Below are 26,339 nucleotides of genomic sequence, written 5' to 3'. Positions count from 1 at the left end.
GGAGGCTCTGAAATGCGGACGCGAGAAGGTAAGGTCCGCAGGTCTGGCAAGGAGAGCGCCGGTGAGGCTTCAAACCTGATGCGGTGTCCGGCCTCTGGAAAGCTCAGACAAAACCACATCCGCCTGCGTTGGGTGGGATATCGCCAATATAGAAAATCGCTTTCCACTCCGCAAGCCGAAGCGCTGAGCGATTCATCGCAAGCCTTGCCTAGAACGGCTTCACGATCACCATGATGACGATCAAAATCATCAGAGCAGTCGGCACCTCATTGATAATTCGATAGAATTTCTGGCTACGCGGACGCCGATCGGCGGCGAAATCCTTGCACCAGCGTGAAAAAAAGCCGTGGACCCCAGACATCGCCAGGACCAGTGCCAGTTTTACGTGCAGCCAGCCGAAAGAGAACCAGTGGCCGGACCAGGCGAGATAGAGCCCGGCAAGCCATGTGACGATCATGGCGGGGTTGATGATCGCCTTGAGCAGCCGGCGTTCCATCACTTTGAAGGTTTCCGACTGCTTCGATCCGATCTCGGCCTCGGAGTGATAAACGAACAGCCGCGGCAGGTAGAGCATGCCCGCCATCCAGGAGATGACGGCGATCACGTGCAGCGCCTTGATCCAGAGATAGACGTCTTCGAACATTTTCTGCGCCCGGCTTTCTGTCCAGCGCAGGGAACGCTGGGGATAGTAAGAACTCGTTAAGGTCTCACCCTACACACTTATCCGTCCGTAGCGCCTTCCTCTAATCTAGAATCTTAGATTCTTAAGGTTTGAGTCTATGTGACCGTGAATAGGACTCACACAATTCCGTCCGCACGTTCACGTGCGCTTGTTCACATCCATCAACATATCCCTGATGCTTCCGGCGGCCTTCGATAAGTCGGCCAGCTTCAAAGGCTTGCGCGTTTCTGTCGGCAGCTTATCAAGGGGGTTGTCCGCGCAATCCCGTTTTCCTCTCAACAGGTCGCCGGACTTATTCCGATGGGCAGTGGTGTGAAGAAAATTGGCACTTGTCCCGCCCCTGGTGTCGCGCAACCCTTTCCGAGGGGTTAAGGTCCACAGAAATCCACAAACCACACCGCCTCCATACAAAGGGCTTTTGTGCCGACCTCGAACAATTATTTCCATCTCCACCTGGTCTCCGACTCCACCGGAGAGACGCTGATCACCGTCGCGCGCGCCGTCGCGGCGCAGTACGCCAACGTCACCCCGGTCGAGCATGTCTATCCCCTGGTGCGCAGCCAGAAGCAGCTCGATCGCGTGCTCGACGAGATCGAGGAGGCGCCGGGGATCGTGCTGTTCACGCTGCTGGAGAAGGATCTGGTCTCCCGGCTCGAGGACAAGTGCAAGCAGATCAACGTTCCGAGCCTGTCGATCATCGGGCCGGTGATGCAGTTGTTCGAAGCCTATCTCGGCGCCGCGACCACGGGCCGCGTCGGCGCCCAGCACGTCCTCAATGCGGAATATTTCAAGCGCATCGACGCGCTGAACTACACGATGATCCACGACGACGGCCAGCATGTCGAAGGCCTCGACGATGCCGACGTGGTGCTCGTCGGCGTCTCACGCACCTCCAAGACACCGACGTCGATCTATCTGGCCAATCGCGGCATCCGCACCGCCAACGTGCCATTGGTTCCGGGCATTCCGGTGCCGGCACAATTGGAGACCCTGACGCGGCCGCTGGTGGTGAGCCTGCATGCGACGCCGGAACGCCTGATCCAGGTGCGCCAGAACCGCCTGCTCTCGATGGGTGCCGATACCAGCGGCGACACCTATACCGACAGGCAGGCGGTCGCCGACGAGGTCGCGTTCGCGCGCAAGCTGAGCGCTAAACACGACTGGCCGCTGCTCGACGTCACGCGGCGATCGATCGAGGAAACCGCCGCGGCGATCATGAAGCTTTACAGTGATCGCCAGCGCAACCGGCCCACGGGATAGTTTCGGCGATGTCTCTCTGGCGCGGCGAAACTCCGTTGATACTGGCCTCGCAGAGCAGCGCGCGAAAGATGCTGCTGGCCAGTGCCGGACTGGAGTTCAAGGCGATTACGGCCGATATCGACGAGCGCGGCATTCAGGCCGCCTCGAAGCTTTCAGGCCCGCATGACATCGCCCTGCTGCTGGCGCGTGAGAAGGCCAAGGCGGTCTCGGCCGGTCATCCGGGGAGCTATGTGATCGGTGCCGACCAGACCCTGGCTCTCGGCGAGCGTCTCTTCAACAAGCCCGCAGGCCGCGCACAGGCGATGACGCAACTGCTCGACCTCGCCGGCAAAAGCCACGCGCTGAATTCCGCAGTGGCCGTGGCGCGAGATGGCAAGATCGTTTTCGAGGATGTTTCGGTGGCCCGCATGACCATGCGGCCGATGACCGAGACGGAGCTTTCCGCCTATCTCGACGCCGCCGGCGATGCGGTGACGACCAGCGTCGGCGCCTATCAGCTCGAAGGTCTCGGCTGCCATCTGTTCGAGCGCATCGAAGGTGACCATTTCACCATTCTCGGCCTGCCGCTGCTGCCGTTGCTTGCGTTCCTGCGGCGCGAACGGCTAGTTGCGGTGTGAACGACAGAAACGGCTGCCTGCTGATGCGGATCCTTGGACTGACCGGCTCGATCGGGATGGGAAAATCCACCACCGCGAAATTGTTCGCGGAGGCCGGCGTTCCCGTCTACGACGCCGATGCCGCTGTCCATCAGCTCTATGAGGGCGAGGCCGCGCCGGCGATCGAGGCCGCCTTTCCCGGCACCACCGCGAACGGCAAGGTCGACCGTCCAAAATTGTCCGCGCGCGTCGTGCATGATCCGGCCGCGATCAAGCAGCTCGAGCAGATCGTTCATCCGATGCTCGGCGCCTCCCGGCAAAAATTCTTCGCCGATGCGGAAGCAGCCAAGGCGCCCGTCGTGGTCCTGGATATCCCGTTGCTGTTCGAAACCGGCGGCGAGAAGCGGGTCGATGCCGTCGTCGTGGTATCGACCTCGCCGGAACTCCAGCGCAAGCGTGTGCTGGAGCGCGGCACGATGGACGAGGCCAAGCTCGACGCGATCATCGCCAAGCAGACGCCGGATGCCGAGAAGCGCAAGCGGGCCGATTTCGTAGTGGATACGTCACACGGACTTGAACCCGTGCGCGCCCAAATCACGCACATTCTGGCCGAGGTCGTTAAGATGCCGCAGCGGCGAGCCTGATTCGCTGCCTCACACGGCCTCCTAGATCATGCGTGAAATCGTTCTCGACACCGAAACCACCGGCCTCGATCCGCTCCGCGGCGATCGTCTGGTCGAAATCGGCTGCGTCGAGATTTTCAACCGCATGCCGACGGGCCAGACGTATCACGTCTACATCAATCCCGAACGGGACATGCCGGCGGAAGCCTTTGCGGTGCACGGGCTGTCGGCCGAGTTCCTGTCGACCAAGCCGCTGTTCCACGAGGTCGTCGACCCGTTTCTGGAGTTCATCGGCGATGCGCCGCTGGTGATCCACAACGCTTCGTTCGACATCGGCTTCATCAACGCCGAGCTCGACAAGGTCAAACGTGTCGCGATCCCGCGCGAGCGGCTTGTCGATACGCTGCTGTTGGCGCGGCGCAAGCATCCGGGCGTGTCGAACCGGCTCGACGATCTCTGCTCGCGCTATTCGATCGACAATTCACACCGCACCAAGCACGGCGCGCTGCTCGACGCCGAACTCTTGGCCGAAGTTTATGTCGATCTGGTCGGGGCGCGGCAATCGCAATTGCTCCTCGCTTCGGAAGGCGAGGACATTCGCGCCAATGCGGCTGGCGATGTGCCGCGGCGGCAGCGGACCGTGCCGCTCGCGCCGCGGATTTCCGATGCCGAGCGCGAGGCCCATCGGGCCTTCATCGCAACGCTCGGCGACAAGGCGATCTGGAACGAGTTCCTGCCCGCTCCAGCCGCCCCTCCGGCTGTTTAGGCCTGCCCGCTCGTCTGCTGAGCGGCCATTTGCCGCTCCATGTTCTGACGATAGAGACCGACGAAGTCGACCGGATCCAGCATCAGGGGCGGGAACCCGCCGTCGCGCACGGCGGTCGCGATGATCTCGCGGGCGAACGGGAACAGCAGGCGCGGGCACTCGATCATGACCAGCGGATGCAAATTCTCCTTCGGCACGTTGGTGACGCGGAACACGCCGGCATAGGCGAGCTCGAACGAGAACATGATCTTACCGGCGGTCTCGGCCTTGCCCTCGACCGACAGCGTCACCTCGAACTCGGTTTCGCTGAGATTGATGGCGCTGACATTGATCTGGATGTTGATCTGGGGCGGCTGGCCCTGCTGCTGGAGCGAGGTCGGTGCGTTCGGATTCTCGAACGAAAGGTCCTTGATATACTGCGCCAGAACGTTGAGCTGGGCAGCCTGGGCCGCCTCGGGAGGGGTGCCGTTGCCGTTGGTCATGAGAGTCTCTCCTTACCCGATTTGGGCTGAATTTCGCGGCGGTTGGCTAACATAGGGCCGCCTCACTCCACAAGGACGAACGGCCCCGGATCGGGTATCCGCGCCGCCCCCGCAATTGTGACGTTCACCCGGCCCTCCTGACGAAATCGCGCGTTAAACGATTGAAGATGCGCGATTTCCGGGCAGGATCGGGTTTCCCCTTAAGCATAAAACGCGCTACACTCGGCGCTGTGCCAAAAGGCGCCATTGGCCGGGCAAGATTTCGTGCCTACATCCCGAGGACCAGACGCGCGGACCTAAAATGGTGATGTAGACTTGCCGTTCCCGTATGGAACGGTCTACTGGCCGGATTGATTTTCCCGGCGACGACCCGAGACGGCCCCTTTCAGCGAAGACCAGAAAGCGAATACGACGTGGACATCTACACCATCATCTTCCTGGCGCTGGCGGTCTTCATCTTTCTGAGGCTGCGCAGCGTGCTGGGACAGCGGACGGGTAACGAGCGGCCGCCGTTCGACCGCACCGCCGCCCGCAATGCGCTGGGGGGTGCCCAGGACAAGAACGTCGTGACCATGCCGGGCAAGGTGATCGACCAGGCCCCGCTGGCGCCGACCGCCGAGCCGGCCCCGCCCTCCGATCGCTGGAAGGGCCTGACCGAGCCGGGCACCGTGCTCGCCCAGGGTCTCGACGCCATCGTCGACAAGGATTCCACCTTCGATCCGCGCCATTTCATCTCGGGCGCCCGCGGCGCTTATGAGATGATCGTGCTGGCCTTTGCCAATGGCGACCGCCGCGCGTTGCGCGACCTGCTGTCGTCGGAGGTCTATGACAGCTTCGACGCCGCCATCAAGGAACGCGAGAAGTATGAGCAGAAGACCGAGACGCGTTTCGTCTCGATCGACAAGGCCGAGCTCGTCGGCGCCGAGCTGCGCGACCGCACGGCTCAGCTCACCATACGATTCGTCTCGCAGATGATCTCGGCCACCCGCGACAAGAGTGGCAATATCGTCGACGGTAGTGCGGACACGGTCGCCGACATCACCGACATCTGGACCTTCGCCCGCGATATCACCTCTCGCGATCCAAACTGGAAGCTGGTTGGCACCGGAAGCGCGAATTAAGAATTTCCTGAAGAACAGCGCGACGGCGCTTTGCGCAGGTGCCGTCGTGCTGTCGTCGTTTTCGCTCGGCGCCGAGGCGGCGCGGCGTCACTATCGCAGCCATCACCATCATCTCCCGGCACTTGCCGCCGCCCCGCCGCGGGCCTTGCCCTATCCGCAGCTCCCTTTGCCGTTCGAAATCCCCGGTGCGCAATATCTGCCGCTGACCTGGACGGACGTGAAAGGCTGGAGCGACGACGACCATCTGGCCGCCTACAAGACGTTCCGCGCGAGCTGCCGGACGATCAACGCGCAGACCGGTGCGGCCGAACCGAAGGCGCTTGGCGGCTCGCTGAGCGAGCCCTGCCGGGCCGCCAAGTCGCTCGAGCTCACCGACGACGGCAAAGCCAGGACCTTCTTCGAGGAGAATTTCGCGCCGCTGCGGATCTCGCGCCTCGGCGAGCCCGACGGTTTCGTCACCGGCTATTACGAACCGGTGCTGGAGGGATCGCGGACGCAGACCGACGCCTTCAACGTGCCGGTCTATCGTCGCCCGTCGAACCTGTTCGTGCGCGGCTACAAGCAGGACTCGGTCAGCTTGCCCAACAAGGGCCCGGTCTATCGCAAGATCGGCCGCCGCAAGCTGGTGCCCTATTACGATCGTGGCGAGATCGAGGACGGCAAGATCGCCGGCCGCGGGCTGGAGATCGCCTGGCTGAAGGACCCGACCGATCTGCTGTTCGCCCAGATCCAGGGCTCGGCGCGGATCAAGTTCGACGACGGCGGCACGGTCCGGCTGAATTACGACGCCTATAACGGCTATCCCTACACGGCCGTCGGCCGTGTCCTGATCGAGCGCGGCATCATTCCGAAGGAGGAGATGTCGATGCAGAAGATCAGGGAGTGGATGGCGCAGAACCCCGATGGCGCCAAGGAACTGCGCCGCCAGAACCGCTCCTACATCTTCTTCCGCGAGGTCAATCTCTCCGACAAGGAAGAAGCAGTGGGTGCGCAGGGCATTCCGCTGACTGCCGGCCGCTCGATCGCGGTCGACAAGGCGCTGCACGTCTACGGCACGCCGTTCTTCATCGAGGGCGAGCTGCCGATCGATTCCGAACGCTCCAAGACGCCGTTCCACCGGCTGATGATCGCGCAGGACACCGGCTCGGCCATCATCGGCCCCGCGCGCGCCGATCTCTATTTCGGCGCCGGCGCGGACGCCGGCCGTGTCTCGGGACGGCTGCGCCATCCCATGCACTTCGTCATGTTGGTACCGAAGGGCCTCGATCCCACGGTGCGCGCCGCGAAATTGCCGGTGCCGGACCCGCGTCCCTCGGAGAAGATCGCAAGGCTGTTTCCGCAGACCGATTCGCCCAAGGATCAGACCAAGCCGGCGGCTCCGGCCGCAGCCGTGGCACAAGGTAAAGGTGAGAACGTCGCCGTTGCCAATCCGGTCCCGTTGCCGGTGCCGCGTCCCGTGATAGAGCCCGTTCAGGAGCCGCGGCGGCCGGTCAAGAATCGTCCCCATCGACAGCAATGAAGCGATCGTCCCGTCCGCCCGTGCTGGAGCCTCGTCCCTCGCCGCGCCGCCGTGCGCTGAGCGAGGAGGAGCGCGCGCTGTGGGATGCGGTCGCAAAACAGGTCAAGCCGCTGCGGAAGCATCGCGCGGCAAAGACACACGCCCCGCCGCGCACCGAGCCTTCACTGGCAGCGCCGGCTACGCGATCTGCGCCATCACCACGGCCGATCGCTGCCGCGCCGGCTGTGCGCGTGGCAAAGCCGGCCATGCCGCCGCTGGCACCGCTGGGCAAGCGCGAGCGCATAAAATTGTCGCGCGGCCGCAGCGAGATCGAGGCGCGGCTCGATCTGCACGGCATGACCCAGATACGCGCCCACCGGGCCCTGACCGGCTTCCTGCACCGCGCCCATCACGACGGCCTGACCTTCGTGCTCGTCATCACCGGCAAGGGACGGAGCGGCGGCGAAAGCGGCGTGCTCCGCCGCCAGGTGCCGGAATGGCTGAGCCTGCCGGAATTCCGCGGCTTCGTCGTCGGCTTCGAGGAGGCGCATATCGGCCATGGCGGCGAGGGCGCGCTCTATGTGCGGATACGCCGGGCGAGGTATTAGAACGGCCGGACGATTCCGACGCGCGGGATCAGCGTGAGGATCAGGCCGAAGATATTTGTCCTCTGATCCTCCGACGCGATCAGCGGTGCATTGTATTTGGCCGGCAGCATCTTCACCGCGTGCAGGATCAGGAACATGCAGACCGCCCAGTTCGAGATCCAGCGCGAATAGTCGAACACCATCGCGAACATCACGAGATAGGCGAGGCTGATGCCGATCAGCGCCGCGATGACGAGGTGCCGGTGCAGGTCGTTCGCGAGCGCGCCGATCAGGCCGGCAAAACAGCGCCAGAGTGGCGTGTGCAGCCAGATCAGCAGGGCAAACACCGGCACGCCGAGGATGTTGTGCGGCAGGCGGCCCCAGGTATCCGAAACCTCCTTCGCCAGCGGCTGGTACCAGATGTAGGCGAATTGCAGCAGGTCGGTCCGCGCCGGATCAGCCATCCGGGTCTTCAGGTAGGCAACGAAATCCGCTTCCGGGATCGGCATCGTTCCCAGGAATTGCGCCGCGAAGAACAGCGCGCTCACGCCAAGCAATGCGACCAAACCGAACGCGACATTCGCTCTGGTGACGCCATGCGCGAGGTAGTGCCTGATCACGACGATGGTGATGATCGTCGGTACATACATCAGCAGATGAATGTGGTGGATCAGCACGAGGACGATCGCGAACAGCGCGGCTGTTGCGACGAACAGCAAGGAGCCTGCCGGCATCAGCAGCAGGATGATCGCCAGTGCGCAGCCATAGATGTCGAAATGGCCGAGCGTGTGCATGAAGTTCTTGAGAAAGAATGGCGAGCCCGCGATGAAGACGAACAGCGGCAGCGTCTTCGCGGTGAAGCCGATCGTTTTCTGAAATAATCTGGCGTACAGCCCCAGCGTCACCAGCCACATCGCTCCGCCGAGCGCGAACACCAGCCAAACCGGCACCTTGTCCGTGAACAGCGCGACGATGGCGCCGATCAGTGCGCGCTTGATGAAGCCGAAATGATAGTCGACGAGGAGGTGTATGTAGGGGACGTAAGGCGGCAGCTGGATCTTGTGGACGAACACGCCGACGATGACCGCCGCGTTGATCGCGAGCAGGAGACGCCAGGGATTTTGCAGGATGCGTGCGGTCACGCCGCACCTGAAGTGGTGCGAGCAGCCCCCGCTGTCGTCCCGGGCAAGCCACCGGGTCCGCGCAAAGCGCGGCCCGATGACAGGCTCCGCGCGACCCGGGACCCATAACCACAGGATGTCGTTTGAGCCAAGGCTGGAGCCGCTATCTTTTCCAACAAGAACCGCCGGGGAGTATGGGTCCCCGCTTTCGCGGGGACGACGGCGGGATAGATAGCTGACCGCAGCCGAATTACAAAATGAACCGGCTCAGATCGGCGTTCTTGGCGAGGTCGCCGACGTGCTTCTGCACGAAATCCGCATCGACCTTGACGGTCTCGCCGCTGCGGTCGGGGGCGGTGAAGGAGATTTCGTCCAGCACCCGTTCCATCACGGTCTGGAGCCGCCGCGCGCCGATGTTCTCGACGGTGGAATTGACGGCGACCGCGACGTCGGCCAGCGCGTCGATGGCGTCGGCGGTGATGTCGAGCGTCACGCCCTCGGTCTGCAGCAACGCGACATATTGCTTGATCAGCGAGGCCTCGGGCTCGGTCAGGATGCGCCGCATGTCGTCGCGGGTCAGTGCCTGCAGTTCGACGCGGATCGGCAGGCGGCCCTGCAATTCGGGCAACAGGTCGGACGGCTTCGCGACGTGGAAGGCGCCGGACGCGATGAACAGGATGTGATCGGTCTTCACCGCGCCGTGCTTGGTCGAGACCGTGGTGCCTTCGATCAGCGGCAACAGGTCACGCTGCACGCCCTCGCGCGAGACGTCGCCGCCGACCCGGCCGTCGCGTGCGCAGATCTTGTCGATCTCGTCCAGGAACACGATGCCGTTGTTCTCGACCGCGCTGATCGCCTCCAGCGTGAGCTGGTCGGTATCCAGCAGCTTGTCGGATTCCTCATTGACGAGGATCTCGTGCGAGTTCTCCACCGTCAGTCGCCGCGTCTTGCTGCGCCCGCCCAGCTTGCCGAAGATGTCGCCGAGCGACACCGCGCCCATCTGCGCGCCAGGCATGCCCGGGATTTCGAACATCGGCATGCCGCCGCCCGAGGACTGCGTCTCGATCTCGATTTCCTTGTCGTTGAGCTCGCCGGCGCGCAGCTTCTTGCGGAACGATTCGCGCGTTGCCTGGCTGGAATTGGCGCCGACCAGCGCGTCGAGCACGCGCTCCTCGGCGGCGAGCTGCGCGCGTGCCTGCACGTCCTTGCGCTTGCGCTCACGCACCTGGGCGATCGCGACCTCGACGAGATCGCGCACGATCTGCTCGACGTCGCGGCCGACATAGCCGACCTCGGTGAATTTCGTCGCTTCCACCTTCAGGAACGGCGCATTCGCGAGCTTGGCGAGCCGTCGCGCGATCTCCGTCTTGCCGACGCCGGTGGGGCCGATCATCAAGATATTCTTCGGGAGTACCTCTTCGCGCAAGGAGCCGGAGAGCTGCTGCCGCCGCCAGCGGTTGCGCAGCGCGATCGAGACCGCGCGCTTGGCATCGGCCTGGCCGACGATGAAACGGTCGAGTTCGGAGACGATTTCGCGGGGAGAGAAGTCTGTCATGGGACCTTAGCTAGGATCAGATGCGGGTCGGGACAAGCCGCATTTTACGTCAGATGATGGGCGGACCCGATTGCCATTGCTTCACGGCGTCGATCGGATGGATCAGCATCAGGATATTGAGCGTCAGATTGTCGCGAATGTGAAGCGCCAGCATGATTTCGAAGGCGAGCCCGAGCAGGACGGTCACGGGTACAGGCAGCACGCGCGCGGCGAGGAACCCCAGCATCATGGCCAGATTGTCAGAAACCGAATTGACGATGCTGTCGCCGTAATAATCCAGCGAGATCGTGCCCGCACGGTAGCGTTCGATGATGAAGGGTGAGTTCTCGACGATCTCCCAGGCGCCTTCGATCAGCATGGCGACGATCAGCCGTGCCGGCCAGGACAGTTGTAGGAAGGGCAGGCGCGCGAACAGCAGCCAGGTCAAGCCGTAGAACAGGAAGCCATGCAGGATGTGAGAGAAGGTGTACCAGTCGGTGATGTGCTGCGAATTTTCGGAGCTGTTCACCACGCCATGCCAGAGCTTTACATAGCCGCAGGTGCAAATCGGCACCCGCCCCATCGCGAACAGGATCGAAGCCTGCAGCGCCAGCAGCAGCAGTGCGATGCCGACCCAGGCCAATGGCGGTACGGCGACCTTGCTCTCGTGCGTGCTCGTCAGCGTCACGGCTCGCGCACCATCAGCAGCGCCGTCCCGTCCAGCGTCTCGACCATGCGGTCGCGGACGAAGCCGGCCTTCTCATAAGCGCGCACGGCGCGTGCGTTGAGCGGATCGGGATCGGTGACAATGCGTGGCAGGCCCTGCCGCAACTGGCCGTCGACGAACTGGCGGATGAACGCGGAGCCGTGGCCGCGCGCGATCATGTCGCTTTCGCCGATGAACTGGTCGATCCCACGGGTGCCCTCCGGTTGCGGCCCAAAGCCGGTATTCCAGGCTGTCAGGCGATAGCATTGAAGATAGCCGAACGGGTGGGTGCCGGCCAACACGATGAACTGGTCCATCGCCGGCTCATCGAGATCGCCGCCCACGAGCGCAAACTGCTCGTCCGGATCGCCCCACCATTCCCGCACATGCGCCTCACCCAGCCACCGCCGGATCAGCGGCAAATCGGCCGTGCTCATCGGGCGGAAGGTGTAGGCGGGCGCCATGTCCTGTTCGGTCTTGCCTAGCCGGTCGCCAGGCTTTCGATGGTCAGATTGCGGTTGGTGTAGACGCAGATGTCGGCGGCGATATCGAGGGAGCGGCGGACGATGGTCTCGGCATCCTTGTCGGTGTCGATCAAGGCCCGCGCGGCGGCCAGGGCGTAATTGCCGCCGGAGCCGATCGCCATGACCCCGGCCTCGGGCTCCAGCACGTCGCCGGTGCCGGTCAGGACCAGGGAGACGTCCTTGTCGGCCACGATCATCATGGCCTCCAGGCGGCGCAGATAGCGGTCGGTCCGCCAGTCCTTGGCGAGCTCCACCGCGGCCCGGGTCAGCTGCCCCGGATACTGCTCGAGCTTGGATTCGAGCCGCTCAAAGAGCGTGAAGGCGTCAGCCGTGGCGCCGGCAAAGCCGCCGATGACGTCGCCCTTGCCGAGTTTTCGCACCTTCTTGGCGTTGGACTTGATCACGGTCTGGCCGATCGAGACCTGGCCGTCGCCGCCGATCACCACCTTGCCGCCCTTGCGGACCGTCAAAATCGTGGTGCCGTGCCAGCCCGGCGCGCTGTTCTGGGAGTCCTGCATCAAATACCTCGTTGTCGGACCTGATTTAGGCGGTCGGGACCGACCGTACAACGGGCCGCTCCGGGCCCATTTCGCTCACCATAGGCAGAAGTAGAGGCCCGGCCAGCCGTTCCCGCAGTAGCGAAGGCGTCATTTGGCTGTTAAAAGACCGCCGTTTTCGGTCCAAAACCAGAATGGAAACCGCTTTTCAATGCGCACCGCGACGATCAAGCGCAAGACCAAGGAAACCGACATCGAGGTCACCGTGAACCTCGATGGCACCGGCGTGTCCAATATCGCGACCGGCATCGGCTTTTTCGACCATATGCTCGATCTCCTCGCCCGCCATTCCCGCATCGACCTCACGGTCAAGGCGGTTGGCGATTTGCACATTGATCATCACCATACCACCGAAGACACCGGCATCGCGCTCGGCCAGGCGGTCAAGCAGGCGCTCGGCAACATGGCGGGCATCACCCGCTATGCCGGCGTGCACATGCCCATGGACGAGACGCTGTCGCGCGTGGTCATCGACATCTCGGGCCGTCCGTTCCTGGTGTTCAAGGCCGACTTCCCCCGCGACAAGATCGGCGAGTTCGATACCGAGCTGGTGCGCGAGTGGTTCCAGGCCTTCGCCATGAACGCCGGCGTGACTCTCCACGTCGAGACCCTATATGGCGATAACAGCCACCATATCGCCGAGTCCTGCTTCAAGGGCCTGGCGCGGGCGCTGCGCACTGCCGTCGCGATCGATCCGAAGGCCGTGGGCGAAATCCCGTCCACCAAGGGTTCGCTCGGCGGCTGACGTCTTTCGGCCCGCGGCACGCGCCGCTTGCGGTATCACTGAATTCCTAGGAACGGGGCATCACCATGCCTGTCTACACAGTTCATGCTCCCTCCCCTGCCGGAGCCGATCTGCGCGCGACCGACAAGTTCGTCTTCGTGCGCGACGGTTTTCATTTCTGGGCGATGGTTTTGGGTCCGTTCTGGCTGCTCTGGAACAGGCTCTGGCTGGCGCTGATCGGCTGGGTGATTTTCCTGGCTGCATTCGATGCAGGGCTGCATAGCCTCGGCGTTGGCCGCAGCTCGATCTTCCTGGCCAATATGATCATCGCGGTGCTGATGGGTTTCGAGGCCTCGAGCCTGCGCCGCTGGACACTGTCGCGCGGCAAGTGGCGCCAGCTTGACGTCGTCATCTCCGACGACGAGGACACCGCCGAGCGGCGTTTCTTCGAGCGCTGGAGCCTGAAGCAGCGCGGCATAGTCAACGATCAATGGGCCGTCGATCGCGGCGGCCCGCCGCCAACCCGCAACGTGCCGGGTCAGCAATTCTCAAATCCGCCACCGCTGCCGTCGGGCGGCATCATTGGATTGTTTCCGGAACCGGGAGGGTCAAGATGAGCGTCGCGATCATCGATTACGGTTCAGGTAATCTGCATTCCGCCGCCAAGGCGTTCGAGCGCGCCGCGCGCAGCCTGGAGATTCCGCAAAAGGTCTTCGTCACCAGCGATCCGGATCAGGCCTACGGCGCCGACCGTCTGGTGCTGCCGGGCGTCGGCGCCTTCGCCGATTGCCGGCGCGGGCTCGATGCCGTCAACGGCATGGTCGAGGCGATCACCGAAGCGGTCCGCGTCAAGGCGCGGCCCTTCTTTGGTATTTGCGTCGGCATGCAGCTGATGGCGAGCCGCGGCAAGGAACACGTCATCACCGAGGGCCTGAACTGGGTCGGCGGCGACGTCGAGAAGATCACGCCGCGCGACGAGAGCCTGAAGATCCCGCACATGGGATGGAACACGCTCGACATGCTGCGCGAGCATCCGGTGCTGGACAGGCTGCCGCTTGGCCCCAAGGGCCAGCACGCCTATTTCGTGCACTCCTACCACCTCAACGCCGCCAACGAGGCGGACGTGCTCGCGCGCGCCGATTACGGTGGACCCGTCACCGCGATCGTCGCGAAGGACACCGCCATCGGCACCCAATTCCACCCCGAGAAGAGCCAGCGTTTCGGCTTGGCCCTGATCTCGAACTTTTTGCGATGGAAACCGTGATTCTCTTTCCCGCGATCGACCTCAAGAACGGTCAGTGCGTGCGCCTCGAGCAAGGCGACATGGCGCGCGCGACCGTGTTCAACCTCAATCCCGCAGCGCAGGCGCAGAGCTTTGTCGAACAGGGCTTCGAGTATCTCCACGTCGTCGATCTCGACGGCGCCTTCGCCGGCAAGCCGGTGAATGCGCAGGCGGTCGAGGCGATGCTCAAGACGATCAAGATCCCGGTGCAGCTCGGCGGCGGCATTCGTGATCTCGCGACCGTCGAAGCCTGGCTCGACAAGGGCATCACCCGTGTCATCATCGGCACCGCCGCGGTACGCGACCCCGAACTGGTGAAGGCGGCTGCAAGGAAATACCCCGGCCGCGTCGCGGTCGGGCTCGATGCCCGCGACGGCAAGGTCGCCGTCGAAGGCTGGGCCGAGACCTCGCAGGTGACGGTTCTGGAAATCGCGCAGCGTTTCGAGGATGCAGGCGTCGCTGCCATCATCTTCACCGACATCGCGCGCGATGGCCTGCTCAAGGGCCTGAATCTCGATGCGACCATCGCGCTGGCGGATGCGATCTCCATCCCCGTGATCGCCTCCGGCGGCCTCGCCTCGATCGAGGACGTCAAGGCGATGCTGACGCCGCGCGCCAGGAAGCTCGCAGGCGCGATCGCCGGCCGCGCGCTTTACGACGGCCGGCTCGATCCCGCCGCCGCCCTCACCCTGATCCGCAACGCGCGCACCGCCTAGGAGCTGACACATGTTCAAGGTGCGCGTGATCCCCTGCCTCGACGTCAAGGACGGCCGGGTCGTCAAGGGCGTCAACTTCGTCGACCTGCGCGATGCCGGCGATCCGGTCGAAGCCGCGATCGCCTATGACGCCGCCGGTGCCGACGAGCTCACCTTTCTCGACATCACCGCGACCCACGAGAACCGCGGCATCATGCTGGACGTGGTCCGGCGTACGGCGGAGGCCTGCTTCATGCCCGTGACCGTCGGTGGCGGCGTGCGCAAGGTTGACGACATCAAGACGCTGCTGCGCGCCGGCGCCGACAAGGTCTCGATCAACAGCGCCGCGGTGTCGCGGCGCGAGTTCGTCAAGGAAGCTGCCGAGAAATTCGGCGAACAGTGCGTGGTGGTCGCGATCGACGCCAAGCGGGTCAAGCGTCCGGGCGGCGACCGCTGGGAGATCTTCACCCATGGTGGGCGCAACTCGACCGGCATCGATGCCATCGAATATGCCCAGGAAGTGGTCTCGCTCGGTGCTGGTGAAATCCTGCTCACCTCCATGGACCGCGACGGCACCCGGCAGGGCTTCGACATCCCGCTGACCCGGGCGATCGCCGACAGCGTTCCCGTTCCCGTGATCGCCTCGGGCGGCGTCGGTAATCTCGATCATCTCGTCGACGGGATCCGCGACGGCCACGCCACGGCTGTGCTGGCCGCCTCGATCTTCCATTTCGGGGAATTCACCATTCGCGAAGCCAAGGAGCACATGGCCCGGCGCGGACTGGCCATGCGCCTCGATGCCTGACGACTCCCGATCATAAAAATGCTACATAGGCCTGCGGGGAATGGCCTCCGTGGCCTTGTGTGTTGTTCGAGTAATTCCGATGTCGCGTTTCACGATCCACGATCTGGCCGACACCATCGACGCCCGCGCGGCGGCCGGCGGCGAGGCGTCCTATACCCGCAAGCTCCTGGACAAGGGCGCCGAGCATTGCGCCAAGAAGTTCGGCGAGGAGGCAGTCGAAACCGTAATCGCAGCAGTCGAAAACGATCGCGCGCATCTGATCGCTGAAAGTGCCGACCTGCTCTATCACTTCCTTGTGCTGCTCAAGGCCCGCGGCGTAAAGCTGGAGGAGGTCGAGGCCGCGCTGGACAAGCGGACGAATATGTCCGGATTGGAAGAAAAGGCGTCCCGCAAGGGTTAGTAGATCCCAACGGAAAGGTCGCGTCATGGATATCCGCGCACCCGAGCAGCAGTATAATCCGTACCGCGTCTATACGCGCGAGCAGTGGTCGCGATTGCGCGACGACACGCCGATGACGCTGGAGCCCGGCGAGTTCGACCGGCTGCGCTCGCTGCACGATCGCCTGGACTTGCAGGAGGTCGAGGACATCTACCTGCCGCTGTCGCGCCTCCTGTCGATCTATGTCGATGCGATGCAGCGCCTGTATTACGCGGAGCGCCAGTTCCTCAACATCCGCGACCGCAAGATGCCCTACATCATCGGCGTCGCCGGTTCGGTCGCGGTCGGAAAATCCACCACGGCCCGCGTGCTTCAGGCACTGCTGGCGCGCTGGTCGCCGCGTCCGAAGGTCGAACTGATCACCACCGACGGATTTCTGTATCCCAACGCCGTGCTGGAGCGGCAGGGCATCATGCAGAAGAAGGGCTTTCCGGAGAGCTACGACCTGCCGCTGCTGCTCAGCTTCCTCTCCGACATCAAGGCCGGCCGCCGCCACGTGCGCGCGCCGGTCTATTCGCATCTGACCTACGACATCGTGCCGAACCAGTGGGCCGAGATCGACCAGCCCGACATCCTGATCGTCGAGGGCGTCAACGTGCTGCAAACCGGCAAGCTGCCGCGCGACGGCAAGGCGGTGCCCGTCGTCTCCGACTTCTTCGACTTCTCGGTCTATATCGACGCCGACGAGGCGGCGCTGCGGCAATGGTACATCAAGCGCTTCCTGGCGCTGCGTGACACCGCGTTCACCAATCCGAAATCCTACTTCAACCGCTACGCGCTGCTGTCGGACGAGGAAGCCACCGCCACCGCGATCGCGATCTGGGAACGCACCAACCTCGCCAATCTCGAGGACAACATCCTGCCGACCCGCCCCCGCGCGACGCTGATCCTGAAGAAGGGCGCCGACCACACGGTTGCGAGCGTGGCGCTGCGACGGCTATAGGCCGCGGTGCCGTAGGGTGGGCAAAGGCGCGAAGCGCCGTGCCCACCGTCTATCTCCATTTTGAACGTGAATGGTGGGCACGCGGAGCCTGTCATCGGGCGCGCATTCGCGCGACCCGTTGGCTTTGCCCACCCTACGGCATCGGTGCTTGGCGCACGCCTGCAGCCACATCGTCATTGCGAGCGCAGCGAAGCAATCCAGAATCTTTCCGCGGAGGGATTCTGGATTGCTTCGTCGCAAGGGCTCCTCGCAATGACGGAGGAGAGGCCTTCCTACACCGCCAGATGCCGCGCCGCCGCCAGCCCGGCCAGCGCCTCGTCCAGCTTGTCGCGGTCGAGCGGCTTGATCAGAAATCCGTTCATGCCCGCCTCGAAACAGGCATAGCGATCCTCCACCAGCGTATTGGCGGTGAGCGCGAGGATCGGCGTGTGGTGGCCGCCTTTGGCTGCCTCATGCGTGCGGATGCGTTTTGTCGCCTCGATGCCGTCGAGCTGCGGCATCTGGATGTCCATCAGCACGAGATCGTAGGGCGTGCCGGCGGATGACGCCGCGAGCCAGGATTCCAGCGCCGCCTCGCCATGAACGGCGATGACGACGCGGTGGCCGAGCTTGGTCAGTAGCGAGCGCATCAGCAGCGCGTTGATCTCGTTGTCTTCGGCGACGAGGATCGACAGGCCCTTTGCCGTTACGACGCCGGCGGGGGAGGCAGCCGGCGGCTCCGGTGCCAGTTCGGGCGAGGCGACCTCCGGCGTCAGCGCGAGACGTGCCGCAAGCGAAGCCGCGCGCAGCGGCTTGATCAGAAAGCCGGTGAAGGAAGCTGAAAATTTCTCGTGGCGCGAGCTCGACGTCAGCAGCACCAGCCGCTGCGTCGCATGCTTGCGCGCGACCTCGCCGAGATGGTCGGCGATGGCGGCGCCGATCGCACGATCGACCAGCACCGCATGCCATGAGCGCTCCGGCAGCAGCGCCTCTGCGACGGCTCCATCGGAGACGAGGCAGATCTGTCCGCCCCAGCGCTCCAGCCGCCGCGCGATCAGCGAGGCCTCGATGCCGTCGGCGATCAGGAGGATCGACTTGCCGGCGAGATCAGGGCTCGGGAACGCCGTCTGTCCCGCGCCGGATTGCGATGGCGGAAGCGGGATCGTGACCTCGAAGGTCGAACCCTTGCCCGGCTCGCTCTCCAGGGTGATGCGGCCGCCCATGCGCTTGACGATGCGTTCGCTGATGGCAAGGCCGAGCCCGGTGCCGCCATAGGTGCGGGCGACGCGCTCGTCGGCCTGCTCGAACTCGCGGAAGATGCGCGTTCGCGCCTCGGGGGCGATGCCGATGCCGGTGTCGCGCACCAGAAAACTGATCTCGTTCGGCCAGATGCCGGGTTCGACAATCAGCGCGACGCCGCCGGTCGCGGTGAACTTGATGGCGTTGCCGGCGAGGTTGAGCAGCACCTGGCGCAACCGCGCGGCATCGCCGACGACCTCGAGCGGCAGGCGCTCGTCGACATAGGCGGCGATCTCGAGCGTCTTTGCCTGCGCGCGCGGCGCGAGCAGCTCGGTGATCTCCTCGATCATGGTCGAGAGCGCGAACGGGCGCTGGTCGAGATCGAGCTTGCCGGCCTCGATCTTGGAATAGTCGAGCAGTTCCTCGATCAGCGCCATCAGCGCTTCGCCGGAGGTTTTGACGGCCTTCGCATAGGTCGTCTGCTCCGGCGTCAGCGTGGTGTCGAGCAACAGGCCGCCCATGCCGATGATGCCGTTGAGCGGCGTGCGGATCTCATGCGAGGCCATCGCCAGGAACCGCGACTTGGCGCGGTTGGCGGCATCGGCCTGGTCGCGCGCGTCCGACAGCGCGCGCTCGGTCTCGGTGCGGTCGGTGACGTCGCGTCCGACGCTCTGCAGTTCGGCGGGCTGGCCGGCATCGAGACGGACATAGCCCTCGCGCCAGGCGATCCAGCGCGCGCCATGCGGGGTGGTGATCCTCTGGTCGTGAATGCGTGTGCCGTTGCTTTCGCGGGCGCTGTCGCCCTGCTCGAGGACGTCGAAATCGAAACGCGTGCCGACCAGCACGTTGCGCGCCTGTCCTGCGAGCGCGCAATAGGCGTCATTGGCGAAGGTGATGCGGCCCTGGTGGTCGCGCAGCACGATCAGGTCACCCTGCTGTTCGAACAGGCTGCGCGCGCGTTCTTCCGCTTCCTTCAGTTCCCAATTGCGGTCGATCAGCGTCTCGTTGTGGGCGGCCAGCTTCCGCATCCGCTTGTTGACGAAGCGCAGCCGCATGCTGAGCGTGGCAAGGCCGAGGCAGGCGAGCGCGAACAGGAAGCTCGCGCCGACCGCAAACGTATTGGGATCGTAGCCGGAGTTCTCGGAGCGGCTGCCGGAGACGAAGCCATAGGCGCCGCCGAACGTTGCCGAGAAGATCATGAAGGAGCGGATCGCGAACGCGATGCGGGGATGCTGCCGCCTGAAGCGGCGCATGCGCACCTTGATCCGGAACGTCCGATCCATCGCCATCGACCCCGACTCTTGCTCCGAAACCCCGCGTCGCCAATTGCGACGATGTCTCGCCGACCTTGCGAACAGCTTGAGGCTTTGGTTCGGCCTCCAAACAGGGTTGACGAGGTGTTAACGCTTCAGAGCGAGGCGGCCTGGAGCGGGAGCGGGCGGTGGCCGCCATTGGCACCGACGATCAGCGCCGCGGCCTCGCGCTGCGAAAACGTCTTCGAGCGCACATAGATGCGGTAATCGGCTGGCCCGTCGGTGGACAGGTAAATCACCGGGCCGCCGTCGACCGGCTCCGTGGCAATCGTGACGAGGCGCGTCGCCGGATTGGCCTGACAGGAATCCGTTTCGGAGCCGAGACCGTCGTCCACGACCGCGAAGTCCGCCGCGTCCGGATCGTCGGTGATCTGAACCCGCACCGTGGCCCGCGACAGATCGTCGGTGAAGGCGACATGGACGCCGGCCGTCCAGAACAGGGATGTCAGCTCGACTGAAGTCTCGCCCAGCGCGATGCAGGGGTGCGAGACCGATCCGATCTCGCCGCGGGCGAACACCGCGGCCGCCAGCAGGGGAACAACCGAGGCCAGGATCTTGAAACGCAACATTACACTCTACTCGCCCGGGCCCTGTGTGGAACTCATAGGGGAACGCTTGGGCCTTATGGTTTGCAGAGCGTAAAGGAAACTCGTTACCGCCGGGTTGATGCGCGGAAGGATCAGGCCATCTGCCGCACATCCTCCGCGAGTGCGCGGTAGGACAGCGCCTCGGCGAGATGCAGCCGACCGATCTTGTCGGCGCCGTCGAGATCGGCGAGCGTGCGCGCCACGCGCAGCACGCGGTGATAGCCGCGCGCCGACAGCCGCATGGTCTCGGCGGCGTCGCGCAGCAATTTGGCGCCTTGCGCATCCGGCTTGGCGACGTCTTCCAACACCGAGGCCGGCGCCTCGGCATTGGTGCGAACATGCGGCAGGCCCGCATCCGCGTAACGCGCGAGCTGGATGTCGCGCGCGGCTGCCACGCGCACGGCGACTTCCGCCGAGCCCTCTGCCGGCGGCGGCAGGATCAGATCGGCTGCGGTCACCGCGGGAACCTCGATGCGCAAATCGATCCGGTCCATCAGCGGACCGGAGATGCGCGCCTGGTAGTCGCCGGTGCAGCGATCGATGCGGCCGCGCTTGCAGGCATAGCCGGGCTCGAACGGCCGCAGCGGCACGGATTCATCGCCGCGACCAGCATGAAGCGCGCCGGATAAGTCACGCGATGATTGGCGCGGGAGACGGAGACCTCGCCGTTCTCCAGCGGCTGGCGCAGCGAATCCAGCACGCGCGGATCGAATTCGGGCAACTCGTCGAGGAACAGCACGCCCTGATGCGCAAGCGAGATCTCGCCGGGCTTTGCGCGCATGCCGCCGCCGGTGAGCGCGGCCATGCTCGCGGAATGATGCGGCGAGCGGAACGGCCGCCGCGCGGTGAGCGCGCCGCCCTCGATCTCGCCGGCAACGGAGGCGATCATGGAGACTTCGAGCAGTTCGCCCGGCGACAGCGGCGGCAGGATCGAAGGCAGCCGCGCCGCCAGCATCGACTTGCCGGCACCGGGTGCGCCGATCATGAGCAGGTGATGTCCGCCGGCGGCCGCGATCTCCAGCGCGCGCTTGGCGCTCTCCTGGCCCTTGATGTCGCGCAGGTCGAGCGGGGAGGCGGCGACCTCGCGCACGCGCGGCGTGGGCCGCGACAGCACCTGCGTGCCCTTGAAATGGTTGGCGATCTGGATGAGCGATTGGGCCGCGATGATCTGGATGTCCGGGCTTGCCCACGCCGCTTCCGAGCCGCAGGCCGCCGGACAGATCAAGCCCTCCTCGCGCACATTGGCGCCGATCGCGGCGGGAAGCACGCCGGCTACCGGCGCGATCGAGCCGTCAAGACCGAGCTCGCCGAGAACGGTAAAACCGGTCAGGGCATCCGGCGGTATCGCGCCGATCGCCGCCATCAGCCCGAGCTCGATCGGCAGGTCGTAATGGCTGCCCTCCTTGGGCAGGTCGGCGGGCGCGAGATTGACGATGATCCGCCGCGCCGGCAGCGCCAGCCCCGAGGCGATCAGCGCCGAGCGGACGCGTTCCCGTGCCTCCGACACCGCCTTGTCCGGCAGGCCGACGATGGCAAAGGCGGGCAGGCCGGGCGCGACCTGCACCTGCACGTCGACCGCGCGGGCCTCGATCCCCTCAAAGGCGACGGTAGAAACCCGCTGAACCATGCCTGCCCTCTTGCACAATTAAGGGTAGCAGAGTTCCTTCCTATTCGCAAGAACAAGGCGTGAACAAGGGGGCCGGAGTGCTATACGTGGATAGCTGTGATGGCCACCCGTTTGGTCCGATCGCATTTTCGGTGGTTAGCCGCAGCCAATACTTTCTCATACCTTTCTCACCATCAATCAGTATGGCAACCTCGGGTTGGGGGAACGTATTTTTGCTTGAGTATTTGACACCGGCGCTTGCATGGCTGAAGGCACGTGACCTCGCTGGTACGTGGGCCGACGTCAGCGGCTTCCTGATTGCGATTTTTGGCTTTGGGGCAACTCTCGTTGGCGTTCGGAAGTCGAAGAACGCGGCTATAGCGGCGCAGGAGGCGGCGCAAGCCACGCGCGAAAGCATTCGGCTTCTGGAAACAATGGTCGATTTTTCGACGGCGATAGCAGTCCTTGAGGACATCAAGCGCGCTCACCGCGAGACGGGCATTTCCAGCACGCTCCCGGAGCGCTATGCGACCATTCGCAAGCAATTGATCGTTCTAAAGGCGTCCCAAGTCAAACTCACCGACGAGCAGCTTGCCGTAATCCAGAATGCGGTAGCAAACCTAAGCACCATGGAAGATCACATCGAAAAGGCTCTCGCGAATAAGAGCGCCTTTCCCGTCGCAAAATTCAATTCCATCCTTTCGCGGGACATAGACAAGCTGGTCGATGTCCTGACCGCATTGAAGACAGTTCAGGAGGTTCGCAATGGCGCTGAGCAAACCTAAGCGGCTCGTTAAGGCGCTTTTTGAGAAGACGCAGAGAAGTGGCATTGACTGGCAGGAGAGCGTGTCGAAAAACACGTTCCAAGTGTCGTTCAAAGACTATTCAGTGCAGATTGTGCTGAAGGAAGCGGCCATGGAAGGATCGGATGTCATTACCGTCTCCGTGCTCGACGAAGAAGGGGTTGTGGTTGATCGCTTCGATGACGAAGAGCTTGATAACGAGGACGGGCATCCGGTGGGGGGACCGTGGTTTAGAATGATGTCGGAACTGCACAACCTGGCGCTTCGCCATGCACGAGGCGCAGACAAGGCTCTGAACGCTATCCTCGGCGAAATCGAAGAGGATGATATCCCGTTCTGACGGGTCAATTGTCATTGACGACCCACATTTGCAAAGGCGGGCAGGCCGGGCGCGACCTGCACCTGCACGTCGACCGCGCGGGCCTCTATCCCCTCAAAGGCGACGGTAGAAACCCGCTGAACCATGCTCGAACCAGCCTGCCCTCTCGCACAATTAGGGGTAGCAGAGCCCGATCTTTCTTGCAAGAACAGTACGAGAACAACCCGAGGGCCCGGAAAACCCTAACCGGTCGTAAACATCACGCAGACACTACGCCTCGAATGCGAGCGGCTCTCATCAGCACATCCCAACGAATGTTCGCTACTCCTAGAGCTGCGGGATGGGCCGTGATCTAACGGGTGAACAATTCAAATGCTTGCAAATCGCCGCAGAAGCGAACGACGGGTGTGCACTCGGCTCGCCAAGATTCACTTTGGCGCGGGCTCGCTGCCGAGGGATTGCACGATCACGGATATCTCCGATGGCGGCGTGAAAGTGGTGGCGGAGTTTCTGGAAGTGCCGCCGCAATTCACCATCATCTTCGCGCCCGATTATTCCCGCCAATGCCGCCTGCGCTGGCGCATCGGCTGCGAATTCGGCGCCGAGTTCACCGATTGAGCCGGACGGACCGGGTTCCTTAACTGGACTTTAGCGTTAATCGGTAAGCATCGCTGATCAGTCGCCGAGTGATCAGAGTATGCCCAAGCGTTCGTCCCTTGCCTCTCCGCCGGCGAGATTCCTGCTTTCCGCGCTCGTGATGCTTGCCCTCGGCGGCTGCCAGACCACGAGTCTGGAGGACATCACCGGCGCGCTCGGTGGCAAGTCGGAAACGGCTGGCAGGGCCGATCCGAAGCCGGACATGCACGCGCTTCGCGAGCGCTATCGCGCCAAGCCTTCCGATCCCAACGTCGCGCTCGAATACGGCATGGCGCTGCGCGAGACCGGCCAGCGCGCCCAGGCCGTGGCGGTGATGGAGCAGGCCGTGCTCGCCCATCCGAGCAACAAGGCGCTGCTCGCCGGCTACGGCCGCGCGCTCGCCGACAGCGGCAATTTCCAGCAGGCTTTCGATGTGCTCAGCCGCGCGCATACGCCTGAGGATCCGGACTGGCGCATCCTGTCGGCGCAAGGCGCAGCGCTCGATCAGCTCGGTCGCAACGAAGAGGCGCAGCAATATTATTCGGCAGCGCTGAAGATCGTGCCCGAGGAGCCGCAGGTTCTGTCCAATCTCGGCCTGTCCTACATGCTCCAGAACAATCTGCCGCGGGCCGAGGAAACACTGCGCCGCGCCTATGAGCGCAATCGCGCCGATTCCCGCGTGCGCGCCAATCTGGCGCTCGTCGTGGGACTGCAGGGAAAGCAGGCCGAGGCCGAGACCATCGTGAAGGCCGACCTGCCGCCGGATCAGGCCGCGGCAAAGGTCACGGCGCTGCGGCAGTTGCTCGCGAAGAAGCAGCAGCGGGCGGACAAATAGCCCGCCCTCGTTTCTCGTTCTCGTTGGTGCTTACGACACCTTGCGATGCGGGGCTGACCCGCGACCCGCCCTGCCCTTGAGCCTCTTCAGGAGCGGCCCGAGCAGCGAGCGCTTCGGCTTCTTCACCTCGCCACGCCCGGCGAGGCGGTTCGCCATGTTCTGGAACAGAAGGGTGGTGCGGTGGTTCTTGGAGACCTCCGCGATCATCTGGCCGTTATTGGCCGCGGTCGAGAACAATTTCGAGTCGAACGGGATCGCCGCGATCGGCTGGCTCTCCATGGTCTTGGCGAACGCCTTGACGTCGATCTCCGCGCGCTTGTGCATGCCGACCTGGTTGATGCAGTACAGCGGCGGACGGTCGTTCGGTCGTGCCGCCTTGAGCACGCTCAGCATGTTCCTGGTGTTGCGCAGATTGGCCAGATCGGGCTCGGCCACGATGACGATGTCGTCGGCATTGACGAGCGCGCGGCGCGTCCAGCCCGACCATTGGTGGGGAACGTCGAGCACGATGCAGGGCGTGGTCATGCGCAGCGTGTCGAAGATCGCATCAAAAGCTTCGGCGCCGAAATCGTAGACGCGGTCGAGCGTTGCGGGCGCCGCGAGGAGGCTGAGGCGCTCGGTGCATTTGGCGAGCAGGCGCTCCATCAGCGCCGTGTCCGGCCGTTCCTGCGAGAGCACCGCGTTGGCGATGCCCTGCGCCGGGTCCTGGTTGTAGTCGAGGCCGGCGGTGCCGAAGGCGAGGTCGAGATCGATCACGACGGAATCGAGCGCGAGGTCGCGCGCGATGGTCCAGGCCACGTTGTGCGCGACCGTGGACGCACCGACGCCGCCCTTGGCGCCGACCACCGCGATGACGCGGCCGGTGATGATGGCTTCCGACGCCGAGAACAGGCTGCAGATGGAGCGGACGACGTCGAGGGTTTCGACCGGTCCCACCACGTAGTCGTTGACGCCGCGGCGGACCAGCTCGCGATAGGGCGCGGTGTCGTTGGGGTTGCCGATCACGACCACGCGGGTGCCGGGATCGCAGACGCCGGCGAGATCGTCGAGGCCCTCGAGGATATCGCGTGTGCCGTCGGATTCGATCACGATGACGTTCGGCGTCGGCATCGTGTCATAGACTTCGATGGCCGCGGCAAGGCCGCCGCCCTTGGCGGTGAGATGCGCCTTGGCGAGACGGCGATCCTGCCCGGCCGCGGTGATCGCGGCGAGCGTCTGCTCGGTCTCGCAAAAGGCCTGCACCGAGATGCGAGGAACCGGCGCAATATGGTCCTCGGGGTGCCGCGGGTCGTCCGCTTCTTCGTCGTCGTGAAGACTTGTCATTTGCCTGTGTCGCTGAGTTTGGCCTTTTCGGCCTCGGGATACATGGTCGTGGTCGCCATGCCCTTGCGGTAGCGCTCGAAGGCGATCTCGCGCCGTGCGGTGTAGGCAGGCGTCTCCGCCCTCGGCTGCTCGAGGTCGGCGGGGTTGTCGATCATGGCCGCGAGGTTGCGCTGGCTGGCGCAGCCCAGATTGAAGTATGGCCGGTTCTCGTTGTAGCCGGGGTCGAGGATGTTCGGACCGACGTCTTCCGGCCACAGCCCGCAGGGGCCGGCGACCGCGGCGATCTTCGAATAGCTCAGGCGGATGGTCGGCAGCAGGCCGGGATCCTCGGGGCGATAGGGATGCTGGACGATGGCGCGCGACGGCACGCCGCCGGATGCGAGCACCGACCGGATTTCGTGATAGGTCGCCGCCGCGGCGCGCGAATTCGCAGCGTCGCTCGGCACGTCGACGATCACCGAACCGGTGCCTTCGCGCACCCAGTCCCTGGCAATGCCCGCGACGTCCGCGTGCTGCGCGGTGGAGAGGCCCCCGCGCGCCTTGCCGACGAAGATCACGATCGACTTCTTGGCTTCCTGCACCGCGATCGGGTGGCGCTGGCGATAGTCGGTCGGCACCGTCTGGGTGACGATGTCACCGGTGGTGTTGCAGGCGCCGAGCATGACGGAAAGCCCCGTCAGCGCGAGCGCGATCCGCAGGTTGCGACGTCGATCGGCGATCGTCTTCGTCATCGCTTTGTCCCCTCTTGCCCCGT

General features: G+C 64.3%; 29 protein-coding genes and 2 pseudogenes. 18 read left to right on the top strand and 13 right to left on the bottom strand.

Translation table 11 applies throughout. The annotated features are described in order from the left end of the window. Nucleotides 1–208 precede the first annotated feature (208 nt). On the bottom strand, nucleotides 209–643 hold the full coding sequence (gene hemJ / locus AB7290_RS01160) for a protoporphyrinogen oxidase HemJ (RefSeq protein WP_028150172.1): 435 nt from the start codon (nucleotides 641–643) through the stop codon (nucleotides 209–211). A 459-nt stretch (nucleotides 644–1,102) separates the two neighbouring features. Here hemJ and AB7290_RS01155 point away from each other — a divergent pair, with 459 nt between their 5' ends. From AB7290_RS01155 to dnaQ, 4 genes are read left to right on the top strand one after another with little or no spacing between them, the layout of a single operon-like run. Continuing rightward, nucleotides 1,103–1,942 (top strand): pyruvate, water dikinase regulatory protein, encoded by an 840-nt coding sequence (locus tag AB7290_RS01155; RefSeq protein WP_028150170.1) that lies wholly within the window; start codon nucleotides 1,103–1,105, stop codon nucleotides 1,940–1,942. 8 nt (nucleotides 1,943–1,950) lie between these two features. Further along, nucleotides 1,951–2,559, top strand: coding sequence for a Maf family protein (locus tag AB7290_RS01150; RefSeq protein WP_085404951.1), 609 nt, complete (start codon nucleotides 1,951–1,953; stop codon nucleotides 2,557–2,559). A gap of 23 nt (nucleotides 2,560–2,582) precedes the next feature. Beyond that, complete coding sequence (coaE, locus tag AB7290_RS01145; protein ID WP_028150168.1) at nucleotides 2,583–3,182, top strand: dephospho-CoA kinase; 600 nt, start codon at nucleotides 2,583–2,585, stop codon at nucleotides 3,180–3,182. A gap of 28 nt (nucleotides 3,183–3,210) precedes the next feature. Then, the gene (dnaQ, locus tag AB7290_RS01140; protein WP_063985973.1) at nucleotides 3,211–3,927 is read left to right on the top strand and encodes a DNA polymerase III subunit epsilon; all 717 of its coding nucleotides are present in this window, start codon (nucleotides 3,211–3,213) and stop codon (nucleotides 3,925–3,927) included. Here dnaQ and secB read toward each other — a convergent pair. Beyond that, nucleotides 3,924–4,409 (bottom strand): protein-export chaperone SecB, encoded by a 486-nt coding sequence (gene secB / locus AB7290_RS01135; RefSeq protein ID WP_085404952.1) that lies wholly within the window; start codon nucleotides 4,407–4,409, stop codon nucleotides 3,924–3,926. The two genes, dnaQ and secB, sit on opposite strands and share 4 nt — an antisense overlap. A 413-nt stretch (nucleotides 4,410–4,822) precedes the next feature. On the opposite strand from secB, the gene AB7290_RS01130 reads away from it, so the two are divergent. From AB7290_RS01130 to AB7290_RS01120, 3 genes are read left to right on the top strand one after another with little or no spacing between them, the layout of a single operon-like run. Then, complete coding sequence (locus tag AB7290_RS01130; RefSeq protein ID WP_085404953.1) at nucleotides 4,823–5,530, top strand: Tim44/TimA family putative adaptor protein; 708 nt, start codon at nucleotides 4,823–4,825, stop codon at nucleotides 5,528–5,530. Next, nucleotides 5,508–7,049, top strand: coding sequence for a murein transglycosylase A (gene mltA / locus AB7290_RS01125; RefSeq protein ID WP_085404954.1), 1,542 nt, complete (start codon nucleotides 5,508–5,510; stop codon nucleotides 7,047–7,049). The genes AB7290_RS01130 and mltA overlap by 23 nt, the downstream gene beginning before the upstream one ends. Next, nucleotides 7,046–7,636 carry a Smr/MutS family protein gene (locus AB7290_RS01120; protein WP_085404955.1) on the top strand — a complete coding sequence of 197 codons (591 nt, stop codon included), beginning with the start codon at nucleotides 7,046–7,048 and terminating at the stop codon, nucleotides 7,634–7,636. Before mltA ends, AB7290_RS01120 begins: the two co-directional genes overlap by 4 nt. Here AB7290_RS01120 and AB7290_RS01115 read toward each other — a convergent pair. The 5 genes from AB7290_RS01115 to hslV form a co-directional block, all read right to left on the bottom strand. Then, nucleotides 7,633–8,757, bottom strand: a complete 1,125-nt coding sequence (locus AB7290_RS01115) for a hypothetical protein (protein WP_085404956.1) — start codon at nucleotides 8,755–8,757, stop codon at nucleotides 7,633–7,635. The genes AB7290_RS01120 and AB7290_RS01115 overlap by 4 nt on opposite strands. A 229-nt stretch (nucleotides 8,758–8,986) precedes the next feature. Then, nucleotides 8,987–10,291: an ATP-dependent protease ATPase subunit HslU gene (gene hslU / locus AB7290_RS01110; RefSeq protein WP_085404957.1), complete on the bottom strand. Its 1,305-nt coding sequence runs from the start codon at nucleotides 10,289–10,291 to the stop codon at nucleotides 8,987–8,989. A gap of 49 nt (nucleotides 10,292–10,340) precedes the next feature. After that, nucleotides 10,341–10,958 (bottom strand): DUF2585 domain-containing protein, encoded by a 618-nt coding sequence (locus tag AB7290_RS01105; protein WP_085404958.1) that lies wholly within the window; start codon nucleotides 10,956–10,958, stop codon nucleotides 10,341–10,343. Further along, nucleotides 10,955–11,440 carry a GNAT family N-acetyltransferase gene (locus tag AB7290_RS01100; RefSeq protein WP_085404959.1) on the bottom strand — a complete coding sequence of 162 codons (486 nt, stop codon included), beginning with the start codon at nucleotides 11,438–11,440 and terminating at the stop codon, nucleotides 10,955–10,957. The genes AB7290_RS01105 and AB7290_RS01100 overlap by 4 nt, the downstream gene beginning before the upstream one ends. Before the next feature lie 17 nt (nucleotides 11,441–11,457). Beyond that, complete coding sequence (hslV, locus tag AB7290_RS01095) at nucleotides 11,458–12,018, bottom strand: ATP-dependent protease subunit HslV (protein ID WP_028150159.1); 561 nt, start codon at nucleotides 12,016–12,018, stop codon at nucleotides 11,458–11,460. 190 nt (nucleotides 12,019–12,208) lie between these two features. Here hslV and hisB point away from each other — a divergent pair, with 190 nt between their 5' ends. From hisB to coaA, 7 genes are all read left to right on the top strand, one after another. Continuing rightward, on the top strand, nucleotides 12,209–12,802 hold the full coding sequence (hisB, locus tag AB7290_RS01090; protein WP_028150158.1) for an imidazoleglycerol-phosphate dehydratase HisB: 594 nt from the start codon (nucleotides 12,209–12,211) through the stop codon (nucleotides 12,800–12,802). Nucleotides 12,803–12,867: 65 nt separating this feature from the next. After that, nucleotides 12,868–13,398: a DUF2628 domain-containing protein gene (locus AB7290_RS01085; protein ID WP_063980268.1), complete on the top strand. Its 531-nt coding sequence runs from the start codon at nucleotides 12,868–12,870 to the stop codon at nucleotides 13,396–13,398. Then, nucleotides 13,395–14,045 carry an imidazole glycerol phosphate synthase subunit HisH gene (hisH, locus tag AB7290_RS01080; protein ID WP_085404960.1) on the top strand — a complete coding sequence of 217 codons (651 nt, stop codon included), beginning with the start codon at nucleotides 13,395–13,397 and terminating at the stop codon, nucleotides 14,043–14,045. Before AB7290_RS01085 ends, hisH begins: the two co-directional genes overlap by 4 nt. Next, nucleotides 14,042–14,779 carry a 1-(5-phosphoribosyl)-5-[(5-phosphoribosylamino)methylideneamino]imidazole-4-carboxamide isomerase gene (hisA, locus tag AB7290_RS01075; protein ID WP_085405102.1) on the top strand — a complete coding sequence of 246 codons (738 nt, stop codon included), beginning with the start codon at nucleotides 14,042–14,044 and terminating at the stop codon, nucleotides 14,777–14,779. Before hisH ends, hisA begins: the two co-directional genes overlap by 4 nt. A 10-nt stretch (nucleotides 14,780–14,789) precedes the next feature. Then, nucleotides 14,790–15,563 (top strand): imidazole glycerol phosphate synthase subunit HisF, encoded by a 774-nt coding sequence (hisF, locus tag AB7290_RS01070; protein WP_028150154.1) that lies wholly within the window; start codon nucleotides 14,790–14,792, stop codon nucleotides 15,561–15,563. 79 nt (nucleotides 15,564–15,642) lie between these two features. Next, nucleotides 15,643–15,963 (top strand): phosphoribosyl-ATP diphosphatase, encoded by a 321-nt coding sequence (locus tag AB7290_RS01065; RefSeq protein ID WP_028150153.1) that lies wholly within the window; start codon nucleotides 15,643–15,645, stop codon nucleotides 15,961–15,963. 25 nt (nucleotides 15,964–15,988) lie between these two features. Next, the gene (gene coaA, locus AB7290_RS01060; RefSeq protein ID WP_028150152.1) at nucleotides 15,989–16,945 is read left to right on the top strand and encodes a type I pantothenate kinase; all 957 of its coding nucleotides are present in this window, start codon (nucleotides 15,989–15,991) and stop codon (nucleotides 16,943–16,945) included. Nucleotides 16,946–17,217: 272 nt separating this feature from the next. On the opposite strand, the gene AB7290_RS01055 is transcribed toward coaA, so the two are convergent. From AB7290_RS01055 to AB7290_RS01045, 3 genes and pseudogenes are all read right to left on the bottom strand, one after another. Then, nucleotides 17,218–19,452, bottom strand: coding sequence for a PAS domain-containing hybrid sensor histidine kinase/response regulator (locus AB7290_RS01055; RefSeq protein ID WP_085404961.1), 2,235 nt, complete (start codon nucleotides 19,450–19,452; stop codon nucleotides 17,218–17,220). 119 nt (nucleotides 19,453–19,571) lie between these two features. Next, entirely contained in the window at nucleotides 19,572–20,045 is a 474-nt protein-coding gene (locus tag AB7290_RS01050) for a hypothetical protein (RefSeq protein WP_085404962.1), read from the bottom strand. Nucleotides 20,046–20,155: 110 nt separating this feature from the next. Beyond that, a pseudogene (locus AB7290_RS01045) lies at nucleotides 20,156–21,690 on the bottom strand (YifB family Mg chelatase-like AAA ATPase). Nucleotides 21,691–21,776: 86 nt separating this feature from the next. On the opposite strand from AB7290_RS01045, the gene AB7290_RS01040 reads away from it, so the two are divergent. Further along, complete coding sequence (locus AB7290_RS01040; RefSeq protein ID WP_144030857.1) at nucleotides 21,777–22,454, top strand: hypothetical protein; 678 nt, start codon at nucleotides 21,777–21,779, stop codon at nucleotides 22,452–22,454. Beyond that, nucleotides 22,435–22,812 (top strand): hypothetical protein, encoded by a 378-nt coding sequence (locus AB7290_RS01035; protein WP_085404964.1) that lies wholly within the window; start codon nucleotides 22,435–22,437, stop codon nucleotides 22,810–22,812. Before AB7290_RS01040 ends, AB7290_RS01035 begins: the two co-directional genes overlap by 20 nt. Nucleotides 22,813–22,832: 20 nt before the next feature. Here AB7290_RS01035 and AB7290_RS01030 read toward each other — a convergent pair. Then, nucleotides 22,833–22,937 (bottom strand): annotated as a pseudogene (locus tag AB7290_RS01030) (ATP-binding protein); the annotation flags it as partial. A gap of 226 nt (nucleotides 22,938–23,163) precedes the next feature. On the opposite strand from AB7290_RS01030, the gene AB7290_RS01025 reads away from it, so the two are divergent. Further along, on the top strand, nucleotides 23,164–23,409 hold the full coding sequence (locus AB7290_RS01025) for a PilZ domain-containing protein (RefSeq protein ID WP_027534981.1): 246 nt from the start codon (nucleotides 23,164–23,166) through the stop codon (nucleotides 23,407–23,409). Nucleotides 23,410–23,488: 79 nt separating this feature from the next. Further along, nucleotides 23,489–24,262, top strand: a complete 774-nt coding sequence (locus AB7290_RS01020; protein ID WP_441253346.1) for a tetratricopeptide repeat protein — start codon at nucleotides 23,489–23,491, stop codon at nucleotides 24,260–24,262. Nucleotides 24,263–24,292: 30 nt separating this feature from the next. Here AB7290_RS01020 and AB7290_RS01015 read toward each other — a convergent pair whose 3' ends face one another. Both AB7290_RS01015 and AB7290_RS01010 read right to left on the bottom strand, forming a co-directional pair. After that, on the bottom strand, nucleotides 24,293–25,585 hold the full coding sequence (locus tag AB7290_RS01015) for an AAA family ATPase (protein ID WP_085404966.1): 1,293 nt from the start codon (nucleotides 25,583–25,585) through the stop codon (nucleotides 24,293–24,295). Then, nucleotides 25,582–26,316: a CpaD family pilus assembly protein gene (locus tag AB7290_RS01010; RefSeq protein WP_085404967.1), complete on the bottom strand. Its 735-nt coding sequence runs from the start codon at nucleotides 26,314–26,316 to the stop codon at nucleotides 25,582–25,584. The genes AB7290_RS01015 and AB7290_RS01010 overlap by 4 nt, the downstream gene beginning before the upstream one ends. Nucleotides 26,317–26,339 lie beyond the last annotated feature (23 nt).

The organism is Bradyrhizobium sp. 613_E4_N2_2 (assembly GCF_052075995.1).
Lineage (GTDB): Bacteria > Pseudomonadota > Alphaproteobacteria > Rhizobiales > Xanthobacteraceae > Bradyrhizobium > Bradyrhizobium barranii.
Note: the sequence above shows the minus strand (reverse complement) of the source record. Positions and strands in the feature narration are given on the sequence as shown.

Coding starts and splice junctions, on each gene's coding strand:
- AB7290_RS01085 (WP_063980268.1), top strand. CDS start 12,868: ATGCCTGTCTACACAGTTCATGCTCCCTCCCCTGCCGGAGCCGATCTG.
- AB7290_RS01055 (WP_085404961.1), bottom strand. CDS start 19,452: ATGGCGATGGATCGGACGTTCCGGATCAAGGTGCGCATGCGCCGCTTC.
- AB7290_RS01025 (WP_027534981.1), top strand. CDS start 23,164: ATGCTTGCAAATCGCCGCAGAAGCGAACGACGGGTGTGCACTCGGCTC.
- AB7290_RS01015 (WP_085404966.1), bottom strand. CDS start 25,585: ATGACAAGTCTTCACGACGACGAAGAAGCGGACGACCCGCGGCACCCC.
- hisH (WP_085404960.1), top strand. CDS start 13,395: ATGAGCGTCGCGATCATCGATTACGGTTCAGGTAATCTGCATTCCGCC.
- dnaQ (WP_063985973.1), top strand. CDS start 3,211: ATGCGTGAAATCGTTCTCGACACCGAAACCACCGGCCTCGATCCGCTC.
- AB7290_RS01050 (WP_085404962.1), bottom strand. CDS start 20,045: ATGTTGCGTTTCAAGATCCTGGCCTCGGTTGTTCCCCTGCTGGCGGCC.
- coaA (WP_028150152.1), top strand. CDS start 15,989: ATGGATATCCGCGCACCCGAGCAGCAGTATAATCCGTACCGCGTCTAT.
- hemJ (WP_028150172.1), bottom strand. CDS start 643: ATGTTCGAAGACGTCTATCTCTGGATCAAGGCGCTGCACGTGATCGCC.
- AB7290_RS01100 (WP_085404959.1), bottom strand. CDS start 11,440: ATGGCGCCCGCCTACACCTTCCGCCCGATGAGCACGGCCGATTTGCCG.
- AB7290_RS01020 (WP_441253346.1), top strand. CDS start 23,489: ATGCCCAAGCGTTCGTCCCTTGCCTCTCCGCCGGCGAGATTCCTGCTT.
- hslV (WP_028150159.1), bottom strand. CDS start 12,018: ATGCAGGACTCCCAGAACAGCGCGCCGGGCTGGCACGGCACCACGATT.
- AB7290_RS01035 (WP_085404964.1), top strand. CDS start 22,435: ATGGCGCTGAGCAAACCTAAGCGGCTCGTTAAGGCGCTTTTTGAGAAG.
- hslU (WP_085404957.1), bottom strand. CDS start 10,291: ATGACAGACTTCTCTCCCCGCGAAATCGTCTCCGAACTCGACCGTTTC.
- secB (WP_085404952.1), bottom strand. CDS start 4,409: ATGACCAACGGCAACGGCACCCCTCCCGAGGCGGCCCAGGCTGCCCAG.
- AB7290_RS01065 (WP_028150153.1), top strand. CDS start 15,643: ATGTCGCGTTTCACGATCCACGATCTGGCCGACACCATCGACGCCCGC.
- hisF (WP_028150154.1), top strand. CDS start 14,790: ATGTTCAAGGTGCGCGTGATCCCCTGCCTCGACGTCAAGGACGGCCGG.
- AB7290_RS01150 (WP_085404951.1), top strand. CDS start 1,951: ATGTCTCTCTGGCGCGGCGAAACTCCGTTGATACTGGCCTCGCAGAGC.
- hisB (WP_028150158.1), top strand. CDS start 12,209: ATGCGCACCGCGACGATCAAGCGCAAGACCAAGGAAACCGACATCGAG.
- coaE (WP_028150168.1), top strand. CDS start 2,583: ATGCGGATCCTTGGACTGACCGGCTCGATCGGGATGGGAAAATCCACC.
- AB7290_RS01120 (WP_085404955.1), top strand. CDS start 7,046: ATGAAGCGATCGTCCCGTCCGCCCGTGCTGGAGCCTCGTCCCTCGCCG.
- AB7290_RS01010 (WP_085404967.1), bottom strand. CDS start 26,316: ATGACGAAGACGATCGCCGATCGACGTCGCAACCTGCGGATCGCGCTC.